Source organism: Williamsia sterculiae (assembly GCF_900156495.1).
Lineage (GTDB): Bacteria > Actinomycetota > Actinomycetes > Mycobacteriales > Mycobacteriaceae > Williamsia_B > Williamsia_B sterculiae.
The window spans coordinates 65,849-77,036 of record NZ_FTNT01000009.1; the positions used below are offsets into that span (position 1 = coordinate 65,849).

At 67.9% G+C, this 11,188-nt stretch carries 11 protein-coding genes; 5 read left to right on the forward strand and 6 right to left on the reverse strand.

Going from position 1 to position 11,188, the window contains the following annotated elements; translation table 11 throughout:
- Window positions 1–86: 86 nt before the first annotated feature.
- The gene (locus BW971_RS14725; RefSeq protein WP_076480910.1) at window positions 87–1,139 is read right to left on the reverse strand and encodes a ferredoxin--NADP reductase; all 1,053 of its coding nucleotides are present in this window, start codon (window positions 1,137–1,139) and stop codon (window positions 87–89) included.
- Window positions 1,140–1,302: 163 nt separating this feature from the next.
- The gene (locus BW971_RS14730) at window positions 1,303–2,418 is read right to left on the reverse strand and encodes a CaiB/BaiF CoA transferase family protein (RefSeq protein WP_076480911.1); all 1,116 of its coding nucleotides are present in this window, start codon (window positions 2,416–2,418) and stop codon (window positions 1,303–1,305) included.
- Window positions 2,419–2,584: 166 nt separating this feature from the next.
- Between BW971_RS14730 and mftF the strand changes: the two genes are divergently transcribed.
- Together mftF and BW971_RS14740 are read left to right on the forward strand one after the other, a co-directional pair.
- A complete protein-coding gene (gene mftF, locus BW971_RS14735; protein WP_076480914.1) occupies window positions 2,585–4,051 on the forward strand; it encodes a mycofactocin biosynthesis glycosyltransferase MftF in 1,467 nt (488 codons plus the stop codon).
- A gap of 45 nt (window positions 4,052–4,096) precedes the next feature.
- Window positions 4,097–4,522, forward strand: a complete 426-nt coding sequence (locus BW971_RS14740; RefSeq protein ID WP_076480916.1) for a PPOX class F420-dependent oxidoreductase — start codon at window positions 4,097–4,099, stop codon at window positions 4,520–4,522.
- Between the two features lie 8 nt (window positions 4,523–4,530).
- On the opposite strand, the gene BW971_RS14745 is transcribed toward BW971_RS14740, so the two are convergent.
- From BW971_RS14745 to BW971_RS14760, 4 genes are all read right to left on the reverse strand, one after another.
- Window positions 4,531–5,946 (reverse strand): wax ester/triacylglycerol synthase domain-containing protein, encoded by a 1,416-nt coding sequence (locus tag BW971_RS14745; protein ID WP_076480919.1) that lies wholly within the window; start codon window positions 5,944–5,946, stop codon window positions 4,531–4,533.
- Window positions 5,947–6,035: 89 nt separating this feature from the next.
- Complete coding sequence (locus BW971_RS14750; protein WP_327201534.1) at window positions 6,036–7,286, reverse strand: ABC transporter permease; 1,251 nt, start codon at window positions 7,284–7,286, stop codon at window positions 6,036–6,038.
- A complete protein-coding gene (locus BW971_RS14755) occupies window positions 7,283–8,101 on the reverse strand; it encodes an ABC transporter permease (protein ID WP_076480922.1) in 819 nt (272 codons plus the stop codon). The genes BW971_RS14750 and BW971_RS14755 overlap by 4 nt, the downstream gene beginning before the upstream one ends.
- Window positions 8,098–9,270 carry an ATP-binding cassette domain-containing protein gene (locus BW971_RS14760; RefSeq protein WP_083710067.1) on the reverse strand — a complete coding sequence of 391 codons (1,173 nt, stop codon included), beginning with the start codon at window positions 9,268–9,270 and terminating at the stop codon, window positions 8,098–8,100. Before BW971_RS14760 ends, BW971_RS14755 begins: the two co-directional genes overlap by 4 nt.
- A gap of 257 nt (window positions 9,271–9,527) precedes the next feature.
- Between BW971_RS14760 and BW971_RS14765 the strand changes: the two genes are divergently transcribed.
- The 3 genes from BW971_RS14765 to BW971_RS14775 all read left to right on the forward strand — a co-directional run bounded on the left by BW971_RS14765 (window position 9,528) and on the right by BW971_RS14775 (window position 10,819).
- Window positions 9,528–9,881 (forward strand): hypothetical protein, encoded by a 354-nt coding sequence (locus BW971_RS14765; RefSeq protein WP_143690399.1) that lies wholly within the window; start codon window positions 9,528–9,530, stop codon window positions 9,879–9,881.
- A 29-nt stretch (window positions 9,882–9,910) separates the two neighbouring features.
- Window positions 9,911–10,132, forward strand: a complete 222-nt coding sequence (locus BW971_RS14770) for an MbtH family protein (RefSeq protein WP_076481184.1) — start codon at window positions 9,911–9,913, stop codon at window positions 10,130–10,132.
- Between the two features lie 258 nt (window positions 10,133–10,390).
- Window positions 10,391–10,819, forward strand: coding sequence for a hypothetical protein (locus BW971_RS14775; protein WP_076480932.1), 429 nt, complete (start codon window positions 10,391–10,393; stop codon window positions 10,817–10,819).
- Window positions 10,820–11,188 lie beyond the last annotated feature (369 nt).

The following is an 11,188-nucleotide window of genomic DNA, read 5'->3' on the forward strand; positions in this document are numbered from 1 at the left end:
CTCCCGCCGAGCGGGCCGCAACCGCGCAACGACGGCCCACTCGAGCGCAACGACGGCCCACTCGACGGGTGGGAGCGACGCTCGAGTCAGAAGGCGATGTGTACCACCGGTGACGTCGGATGGGCCTGACAGCCGAGGATGTACCCGTCGGCGATGTCCTCCTCGTCCAGCGCACCCGGGTTGTCCATCTCCACCGAACCGTCGGTGACCGTGCATGCGCACGAACCGCATTCGCCTTCGCGGCACGAATACGGCACGTCGATGCCCGCGTCGAGCATGATGTCGACCAGAGTCTGACTCTTCGGCCACGCGAGCTCGTGGACCTCACCGTCGAGCTCCACCTCCGCGGTCGACGCGGAGGCCACCTCGGCCGCGGTGACCTCGACGTGCTCACGCTCGGCGAAGGGGTCGCCCGACAAGGAGGTGAACACCTCGGCGTGCACGGTCGCGTGGGCGAACCCTGCCGCGGCCAACGCGTCGTGCACCGCGGCCATGAACGGCTCGGGGCCGCACATGAAGGTCTCCCGACCGCGGAACGGGGCGAACACCGACGCCAGGGTCTGCGCGGTGGGCAACCCCTGCAACGACTCCAACCAGTGCACCACGAGCACCCGATCGGGATGTGCGGCCTGCAGATGACGCAGCTCCTCGGCGAAGATCACGTCGGTCTCGCCACGGTTGGCGTAGAGCAGGGTCACCGCGGGTGAACCCGCCCGCAGAGCGGACTTCAGGATCGAGATCACCGGGGTGATCCCACTGCCCGCCGCGGCCAGCAGCAGTGGCGCGCTCAGGTCCGCCGGGGTGAAGACGCCCGACGGCGGCAGCGACTCCAGTTCGTCGCCCACCGCGACGTTGTCGCAGAGCCAGTTCGATCCGTACCCGTCCACGGTCCGCTTCACCGTCACCTTCGGGGCGGGATCCAACGACGGTGACGACGCCAGCGAATAGCACCGTGCGACAGATCCGGTGCGGTCGCTCGGGATACGCAGCGTCAGGAACTGCCCGGGTCGGTAGTCGAACGACCCGCGACTCTCCTCGGGGACCGCGAACACCAGCGACTTCGCGTCGACCGACTCCTCGATCACGTCGGTGACGGTCAGGATCACGCTGCGTGGACCGGGTGGGGTCGGCGATGACATCTGCGGAGACCTCTCGAGGTGGTGCGGGCTGGTGTCGGCCCGATGCTCGCGGGGAGTCCGACCGGGACCCCGACGAGGGTACGGACGCCCGCCGCCGACGGCTCGACGAGGTCGGGTCCACCACCGTCGGCGACGAGATTGTCACGCGCCGCTGTCCCGCGACTCAGGTCCAGACGGTGGTCACGTCGGTGGCCTCGCGACTCGGCGGGGTGGGCCGCGCGGTCGCCGTCCTGGAGAACCGCGGCGCGGGCGCGGCCTGCCGCACCCCGTCGATCTCCACCAGGTTGTCGCGGGCGGCCATGTGCGGGTCGTCGGGTGCCTCGGCGAAGGTGAGTACCGGGGTGGTGCAGGCATCGGTGCCCGCGAACACCTCCGCCCACTCGTCGCGGGTGCGGGTCTTGAACACGTCGGTGAACGTCGCACGCAATGTCGGCCACGACGCCACGTCGTTCTGCGCGGGCACGTCGGCATCCGACAACCCGAGGCCGGCCAGTAATTGTGCATAGAACTGCGGCTCGATGGCGCCGACCGCCATGTATTTGCCGTCGGAGGTCTCGTAGACGTCGTAGTACGGCGCGCCGGTGTCGAGCATGTTGGTGCCGCGTTCGTCGGTCCAGAGGTTGATGCCGCGGAAGGCCCAGATCATCTGTCCCAGCACTGATGCGCCGTCCACCATGGCCGCGTCGACCACCTGGCCGCGATCGGACTGTTGACGTTCGACCAACGCGGCGAGCACCCCGAGGACCAGGAACATCGACCCACCGCCGAAGTCGCCGACCATGTTCAGGGGCGGCACCGGGCGTTCCCCCGCTCGACCGATGGCGTGCAGCAGGCCGGTGGACGAGATGTAGTTGATGTCGTGTCCGGCACGCGCGGCCATCGGGCCGTCCTGACCCCAGCCCGTCATCCGGCCGTAGACCAGCCGCGGGTTCACGTCGAGGAGGTCATCGGGTCCGAGACCGAGCCGTTCCATCACCCCGGGACGGAAGCCCTCGAGCAGCACGTCGGCCTTGGCGACCAGTTGGGTGATCTGCGCGCGATCGTCGGGGTTCTTCAGATCCACCTCGATCACGCGTCGGCCGCGGAGCAACTGGTCGGCGGGCAGTCCCGGTGTCGGCAGGGTGCCCGCCCGCTGGACGCGCAACACGTCGGCGCCGAGATCCGCCAGCATCATCGCCGCGTGCGGTCCCGGCCCGATGCCCGCGAACTCCAGGACCCGAATGCCGGACAGCGGTCCGGCGCGTCCGGTGGTGGTGTCGGGTACGGGTTGCTGCGGCATCTTCGTCGACCTCCTGCACGGACCCGGGGACGTGTCCGGGGTCACCTCTGTAGGAACAGCATTTCATATCTGTATCAGCGCGCGGTGGCACGGGTGAGCAGGACGACGGGTTTCGACGTGGCTCGGATCGGCACGTCGCGAGGCCCGGTTGACTACCATCTGTCCGATGACCTGTGCCGCCGCGTCCGATGCCCGGACCCGGCGCGACGACCTCGATCTGCCCGTCGGCTTCCAGGTGCAGGTGGACCTGGCCGCGGTGGTCGGCGGTGATCGGCGTCGGCTACTGGGTGGGTCTCCACCGAAGCTGATGCGGTTGTCCGAACACGCCGCGTCGAGGATCTCGGCCGACGGTCGGTTGCGGGTGGCCGATCCGCAGTCGGCACTGTTGGCCCGCGCGCTGCTCACGGCGGGTGTGGCCCATCCCCGGCCGATGTTCGGGCCGTCCACCGACGAGGTGACGGTGGTGATCCCCGTCCGCGACAACCAGTCCGGGCTCGACCGCCTGCTGGCGGCGTTGTCCGGCCGGTGTCCGGTGATCGTGGTCGACGACGGCTCCGTGACACCCGTGGACACGCCCATCGCTCGAGTCATCCGCGTCGACCGCAGCCTCGGCCCCGCTGCGGCCCGCAACGCTGGTGCGGCAGCGGCGGACACGGCGTTCCTGGCTTTCCTCGACAGCGACGTGGTGCCCACGGCGGGTTGGTTGGACGTCCTGCTCACCCACTTCTCCGATCCCACGGTGGCCCTGGTGGCCCCACGCATCGTGCCGTTGCGGGTCGACGGCGGACCGGCGTTGCGGTACCAGGCGTTGTGTTCGTCGCTGGACATGGGTCGGGTCGAGGCCCCGGTCAGTCCCGGGACCCCGGTGCCGTCGGTCTCTGCCGCGGCGATGGTGGTGCGACGCAGCGCGTTCACCGATGTGGGCGGGTTCGACGAGTCCATGCGGGCCGCCGAGGATGTGGACCTGTGCTGGCGTCTCGCCGCCGTCGGTGCCGCCATGCGATACGAACCGATCGCGACCGCGGCCCACGACCACCGCGACACCCTGGTCGACGCGCTGGTGTGGCGTCGTCACCACGGAACCGGTGCGGCTCTGTTGACCGATCGGCATCGGCGACTGGCCGCACCCGTGGTGCTGTCCCGACCGATGGTCCTGGTGGCCGCGGGGTTGATGAGTCGCTCGACCGTCGGGCTGGTCCTGGCCGTGGGCATGGCGGTCGTCGTCGCGGCTCGGGCGCGCCAGCGCGTCGTCGAACTTCCCGACGCCTGGCGTGCGGCGGCGGTGTCGACCGTCCGATCGATGGGTCTGGGACTGCTGCAACTGGCCTCCGCCCTGTGCCGCGCGTACTGGCCTCTGTCGATCGGGGCGGCCGTGGTGTCCCGCCGAGCCCGCCGGACCCTGATCACGCTGGCCGTCGCCGAGGCCGGGGTGGAATGGGTGCGGACCGAATTGCTGTGCCCGGAGGCGTTGCCGCGTCTGGGCCTGCCGATGTTCTTCGCCGTACGCCGGCTCGACGACCTCGCCTACGGCACCGGCGTCTGGCAGGGCGCACTGCATCGTCGGAGGGTGAACGCATTGCTCCCGTCGACCGGTCCCGGCCTCGTGGGTCTGCCCGTCGGCGGGGGTGCGTGACCGCGCAGCTCGCCACGCCGGTCGATGGCTCACTAGGTTGGGGTGATGACCACTCTCACCGATCGCGATGTGCTCACTTTCCTCACCGAGGGAACCAAGACCGGGCATCTCGGCTACCTCGCCTCCGATGGCCGGCCGTTGGCCGCGCCGGTCTGGTTCGTCGTGGAGGACGATCACATCGCCTTCAACACCGGCGCCGCCACCGCGAAGGGCCGGGCCATCGCCCGGGATCCGCGGGTCGTCTTCACCGTCGACCTGCCCGCGCCGCCCTACGCCTTCGTCCAGGTGCAGGGGATCGCGGAGACCTCCGACGACCTCGCCGAGGTGCGTCGGGTGGCCACGGCCACCGGTGGTCGCTACATGGGCGCCGACCGTGCCGAGGAGTTCGGCGCCCGCAACGGAGTGCCCGGGGAGCTGGTGGTCCGGATCCGGCCGACGAAGGTCATCGCGCAACTCGACGCCACCGCCTGAGCGACGGGTCAGCCGGCCTGTTCGTGCTCCGTCTCGACCAGGGCGGCACGATGCCGTGCGAAGGAGGCGCGGAGCAGATCGCAGTACCGGGCGAGGTCGGGCATCACCGCACCGTCCGTGGTGATCGACATCGCCACCACATCACCACGCGTGACCACGGCGTGGGCCAGCGTGGACAAACCGGTGAGCGGTTGTATGCCGAAGCCGCCGACGATGGGGTGGCCCATCATCGAGCGGGCACTGTTCGGGTTGTAGACATTGGACACGATGATGTGTGCGAAGACCGCCGCGGGCGCGGCGATCTGACGATCCGAACGCCGTCCCAACCAGCGCAGCAGCATCGACGGAGCGTAGTGCAACAGGCCGACGGGTGAGTGCTGCGCCTCGCGAGCCACCCGGGCCTTCTCCCGGTCGCTGTCGGCTCCGATGAGTGCCAACCGAGTGGACAGGTCCCGCTCGCCGACGGCGAGATCGATGAACATCGGGACGAACTGATTCGCGCCTGCGGTGCTGTTCTCGGCGCCGGGCCCACGCAGCGATTTCGGCACCAGTGCCGAGAGCGTGTCGCAGGGCTCGCCGTGGCGGTCGAGGTACTCTGACACGGCCTCGCCGATGATCGACAACATCGTCGTGTTGACCGTCGCACCGGGTACCGACGCCTTCATCACCTGTACGTCCGCCAACGGAAAGCGCACCGCGTCGGTCTCTCGCGGACCGGTGAAGCCGGTGTTGAATCGAGTCCGCGGGACATGTCGCAGTACCGTGCCCGCGCGGGCCGCCCGGCGCTGGTCGCGGATCACCCGGGGGGTCGCACCGAGCAGCCGGAGCCACGCCCCGGGCACTCGCAGCAACCCGGTCATCACCCGGCGACGATGAGCCACGGATACGTCGCCGATCAATCGGTGGACCGGGGCCGCGGGCGGTTCGGCCATCGATAGCGCGCTGATGACCGCCGACATGCTCATCCCGTCGATGGACGCGTGATGGAACCCGATGGCCATCACGGTCACCGGATCGGGCTGGTCGGGATGACCCACCACCTCGGGGATCACGTCCAGCGACCACAGCGGTCGGTCGAAGTCGGTGGGGGCATCGGCGATGGATGCGAGCAGCGAGCGCGTCTCCGGCCAAGTCCGACCCGGCTCGTGCAGGGTGACGTGGTGGTCGAGGTCGATCTCGGTCCGTTCCCAGTAGGGCATGCCGATGTCCCCGGGTAGACGGCGTAGCCGGGAGGTGAACAGATCGGAGATCGCCAGCCTGGGCCGGATCCAGTCGTGTACGTCCGCGCGGGTCATGACGAGCGGTCGTCCGTCGTCGGACGCGACCGCGATGCAGGACACCACGGTGGCGATGGTGGGGGTGCTGCCCCAGTACACGTACGCGGCGTCATGACCCGACAGCTCGCTCGTCGCGGCGACCGACATGGATCAACCCCCTGACACGCCACCGCCCGGTGGGTCGTGTGATCGTACGGCGACGCCGCGGGCGAGTTGTCCGATTTGGGCAGTCTCGCTCAGACGGGGGTCGACGCGGCGCGACGATAGGCGCGCAGAGCCGGGTAGGCGAAGATCGCGACGACCACCATCGCCCAGATCACGGTCTTGATCAGGTTGTCGGTGATCGGGCCGCCCATCGCCAGCGCGCGCATGACCTCGATCGCACAGGTCATCGGCTGGTTGCGCACGATGGGCTGCAGCCAGTTGGGGTAGGCGATGATCGGCGCGAACCCCGAATTGAAGAACATGAGGATCGTCGAAGCCAGGGAGACGAAGCCGACCAGCGGGACGTCCGACGACGTCAGGGCCAGGGCCAGGACGAGGGTGGAGAACGCCGCGCCGTACAGCAGGGCGACCGCATAGATGCCCACCGCGGGCAACACACCCTGGTTGAATCGCCAGCCGATGGCGAAGCCGATGGTGGTCAGCACTAAGGTGGCGAGTAGGATACGTACCATCTCTGCGCACAATCGGGCGCTCAGGTCGGCACCACGATGCACGGGCAACACGTAGAACTTGGTCAGCAGTCCGGTCTTTCTCTCCTGCTGCAGCCGCACGCCCGAGGCCATCGAACCGAACATCGCTCCCACCAGCACCACCAGGGGCACCGTCCCGAACGCGCTGTTCACTCCAGTGAAGCGACTGACCGAATCACCGAGTACGACCTTGAACATGACCATGCTCAGCGCCGGGAAGACCAGGCTCTGGATCAAGGTACCGCGGTCGCGGACCCAGACGGTCAACTGCCTGCGGATGAGGATCCCGAAGTGTCGGAAGTAGGCGCGTACCCCTCGCTCGACCGGCGGGGGAGCATCCGGGAATCCGGTGGCCTTGTCGATCGCCTCGGACGAACCCCATTCCCGGGAGGTGTCCGCGGACGGACCGGTCGGCGTCACATCGGTGGTCCGACGCCATACCGGGGAGCGGGTGTCGGTCTCCGGGTCGGTGATCCGGTGTGGATCGGAGATCGCCGTGGGATGCGCGGACGCACTCGCCGTCACGGGGTCCAGTACGGCGAAGCGGGTGGTCTCGACGTCACCGTCGACATCGTCGGCCTCGTCGGTCGTCCGCCAGGTCCCCATCAGGTTGCGTAGCGAACCGGTGCCCGGGAACTGCACGTCACCCGGGTTGGCCGTATCGGCCTCCAGTGAGCGTCGTCGCCGCGGAGCCACGCCCTCGACCCGCCACGACTGGTCGACGGGGTGTGTCGCGCGGTGGCGCGGCGATCGCAGGGCGAACCTCTCGGTGGCCGGCTCGTCGTGTCTCATCGGTGATTGCTCCGCCACGAGCTGTACGCCGCCGCGACGGCGCCGAGCAGCAACAACCCGACCACCCAGCCCGCCGCGGGCACGATCGAGGTGGCATGTACCGCACCCCGGTCGAATGCACGCAACAGGTCGGTGAGCTGGGAGATGGGCTGATTGCGGACAAACCCCCGTATCCAGTCGGGGAACCGTTGCTCGGGAAGCAACCCGGTGGACAACATGCCCAGGATGAGCTGGGGCAGCGCCATCGCCTGACTGGTCGCGGCGGGGTTGTTGGTCATCGACCCCAGCACGTCCGCGGCGAAACTGAGCACGATCCCCATGAGCATCGCCACCACGACGAAACCGAGGAAGTTGCCCACTCCGTGCTGGGGCCGCCAACCGATGGCCAGGCCGGACAGGAAGGCCCACAACAGGGAGACGGCGAGCAGCACCGCGTTGGCCGAGAGCCGGGACAGGAACGGCACCGCCGGATGGATCGGCATGCTGCGTAGTCGGGTGGTGACGCCGCGCGAGCCGTCGGTCGCCGCGCGCATCGCCGACGAGGTGGCCACGAACCCCACCGACTGCAGGCAGATGATCGGCATCAGATACTGCGAGTAGTCCATCCCCGCATAGATGTTCATGATCTTGCGCAGCGGGACGTAGTAGCAGATGGTCAGCATCGCCGGTGAGGCGATGGCGAGGACGAACTCACCCTGGCGGTACATCGACCGCAGCGCCCGCCCGGTGAGCGCGCGCCATTGTCCCCACGCGGTGACGCGCGCGGCGGCGTCGAATCCGGTGACCAGTCCGATGGTCGAGGAGGTCGCGGTCATTCGGTCCCTGCGTCGGCCGGTCGGTCGGTGAGTTCGAGGAAGACGTCGTCGAGCGAGGGCCTGCGCAGACCCACGTCGCTGAGCGCGATCCCGGCGATGTCCGTACGTCGTACCACCTCGACGAGCACGTCGGTCCCCGCCGCAGGGACGGTCAGCGAGTTCCGGGTGAGGTCCACGCGTATCTGGTCCTCGGCCGCCAGTCCGGCCAGTGCGTCCTGCAGTCGGGGAAGGTCCGCGGGCGAGGTGGGCACGATCTCGCAGAAGGTGCCCGCGACCTGCGCCTTCAATTCGTCTGCCGTGCCCTCGGCGATGACCCGGCCCTTGTCGATGACCACGATGCGATCGCTGAGCAGGTCGGCTTCCTCGAGGTACTGCGTGGTCAACAGGGTGGTGATGTGCAGCCGACTCAGCGACGACACGATGTCCCAGACGTCCTGTCGGCTGCGAGGGTCGAGCCCGGTGGTCGGCTCGTCGAGAAACACCACCTCGGGACGGACCACCAGGCCACAGGCGATGTCGATCCGGCGCCGCATGCCGCCGGAGAACTTGCCCACCCGCCTCGAGGCCGCCTTGGTGAGGTCGAAGGCCTCGAGCAGTTCGTCGGCCCGGGCCCGCGCACCCTTGGGCGACAGACCCATGAGCCTGCCGAACAGGATCAGGTTCTCGCGACCCGTCAAGGCTTCGTCGAGGGCGGCGAACTGCCCGGTGAGCATGATCGACTTGCGCACATCGGCGCGGTCGCGGACCACATCGTGACCCGCGATGGTCGCGGTACCCCCGTCGGGGGTGAGCAGAGTGCAGAGCATGTTCACGGTGGTGGTCTTACCGGCACCGTTGGGGCCGAGGAGCCCGAGCACGCTGCCCGTCGGAACGGTGAAACTGATGCCGTCGACGGCGGTGAAATCACCGAATCGTTTCACCAGGTTGTCGGCGACGACACTGTTGCTGGTCGACGGGGCGCCCTCGGGCGACTCCGCCGGCCGCCGGAACGCGACGGTCTCCGCCGAGGTGGACTCCTCCGACCACGCCGACGCCCGATCCGGATGCCGGTGGACACGGTCGGATTCCCCGTAGGCGACCACCGGGAAGCGGTAGGTGTCGGAGCCGTCTGGGTCGGGGGCTGAGTGTCGGCCATCCCCGTGGGACGGTCGGCCCTGCCTCGGTTGCATGGTGAATCCTGTCGTCCGTCGCGCCTAGGTGAGGTGACCGCGACGTCGGACCGCCGGGCTCAGCCATCGAACCTAGCCTACGAAATCGGGTGTAACGCGGGTCGCCACGTCGCCGATATTGTCTGTACAGACGAATGTGAGCCAATCGGTATTTGCTGGTCGGGAAATGGCTACCATAAACGGGCCCATCCCGACCAATTGGGTCACAACCGAAAATTGCTTCGCCGCCTCGATGAGGTGGAAGAAGGGAGATCACCGTGACGCAGCAGCTGCGCCCTCGCCGTAGGACCACTGTCACGCACGCGGTATGTGGACCCGATCGGGCGAGCACGCTGGCCGACCTCGTGTCGCACGCTGCCGACGCGGCCCATGAACGCCCCGCGTTGACCGGACCCGATTACACGGTGAGTTTCGGTGAGTTGCGGGCGCGGACGGCCGGCGTCGCGTCGGTGATGTCGCCCGGCGACCGATCGGGAGACTCCGCCCTCACGGTCGCGCTGATGACCGCCATCCCGGGGCTGGCCCTTGCCGGACCTCAGCGCCTGGCCGATACGCTGAGTTCGATCCGGACCGAGGCGACGACCGTGCTCGCCCAGAGCCGGCTGCGCTGAGGTCACGCCCAGCGAACCAGGAGGTAGTGGTGACCAATCCATTCGACGACGAGGACGGCCGGTTCTTCGTATTGGTCAACGACGAGAATCAGCACTCGCTGTGGCCCACCTTCGCCGACATCCCGGCGGGTTGGACCAAGGTCTTCGGCGAGGCCTCTCGCAGCGAATGCCTCGACTACGTGAACGAGAACTGGACGGACCTGCGCCCGAAGAGCCTCATCCTGGCCATGAAGGCGGACGAGAAGTCCTGACTGAGCTGGCCGAACGGTACGTGATGTGACGTAGATCACTTTTGAGATTTTGTTAAGGGTGCGTCTTATCACCAAGCCGAAGATCCAGGTCAGGAGGTCGGTCCGATCTCCACCCCATGTCCCGTGTCATACAAATGTGTTACGTCTTCCCGTTTGGTCTTCCGGCAATGCTCCTGGTGGTCCACGATGTCTGCAACGACCAGGAACGCAGGTCGCCAGGGCGGTTCGTCGCACCGTTGACACGGCAAGGGGCAGAAGATGGCAAACGTTGCAGAACGGCATGACACCGACGCGCGGAGAAGCGGTGCGTCACGCACGCCCGACCTTCTCGGCTCCATACGTCGGATCGCCGGCATCACTCCCGATCGCGTGCTCACCGGTTACGGCATCTCGTCGGTCACCTACCGTGAGCTCGCCGCCACCATCGAGCAGATGATCCCGGTGACCCGCAGTCAGCAGATGGACGATCGTGCCGCCGCCGTGGCCGCGGTGTTCGCCTGTCTGCCGCTGCTCGGCTCGGAGAGCAGTACCGCCGTCGTCGCATCCGTCATCGACAGGGCCCTGGCGCAGATCCGGCACGACGCGGTCGAGCTGGACTCGGCGATGGTGCCCCGCACCCGCACCCTCGCCGAGCGCACCGGCGAGATCGATCTGCGGGTCATCGCCAACCGTCTCAGTCCCGCCTGACCGTCACAGATCTTCGCACCCGGCGGGTGCGCACCGGAGTCCGGATCACCCGAGGGTGATCCGGACTCCGTCGTCTGGCGTCTGGGTAAGGTTGGTTAACGGATGCAGTGTTCGGATCGATAAGACTTCGGAGGAATCGCGAAGATGGGTGAATTCGCTCGGCAAATGCGGCGTGCTGCCGAGCGGCCACCTGTGCCGTGTTGAATTGGAACTGTCGTGTCGAATTGGAACTTGGAACACTCGGTCGGGTTAGATTTGAGTCGGGCTGGATTCGAGGCCTACGCAATGTTGAACGGGGCCTGGTCGAGCGAGTGTTCGTGATGGGAGCGGAAGACTTTGGATGCTGACCGCTTCGAGGTACCGGCAAAG

Coding starts and splice junctions, on each gene's coding strand:
- BW971_RS14755 (WP_076480922.1), bottom strand. CDS start 8,101: ATGACCGCGACCTCCTCGACCATCGGACTGGTCACCGGATTCGACGCC.
- BW971_RS14745 (WP_076480919.1), bottom strand. CDS start 5,946: ATGTCGGTCGCCGCGACGAGCGAGCTGTCGGGTCATGACGCCGCGTAC.
- BW971_RS14750 (WP_327201534.1), bottom strand. CDS start 7,286: ATGAGACACGACGAGCCGGCCACCGAGAGGTTCGCCCTGCGATCGCCG.
- BW971_RS14725 (WP_076480910.1), bottom strand. CDS start 1,139: ATGTCATCGCCGACCCCACCCGGTCCACGCAGCGTGATCCTGACCGTC.
- BW971_RS14730 (WP_076480911.1), bottom strand. CDS start 2,418: ATGCCGCAGCAACCCGTACCCGACACCACCACCGGACGCGCCGGACCG.
- BW971_RS14740 (WP_076480916.1), top strand. CDS start 4,097: ATGACCACTCTCACCGATCGCGATGTGCTCACTTTCCTCACCGAGGGA.
- mftF (WP_076480914.1), top strand. CDS start 2,585: ATGACCTGTGCCGCCGCGTCCGATGCCCGGACCCGGCGCGACGACCTC.
- BW971_RS14760 (WP_083710067.1), bottom strand. CDS start 9,270: ATGCAACCGAGGCAGGGCCGACCGTCCCACGGGGATGGCCGACACTCA.
- BW971_RS14775 (WP_076480932.1), top strand. CDS start 10,391: ATGGCAAACGTTGCAGAACGGCATGACACCGACGCGCGGAGAAGCGGT.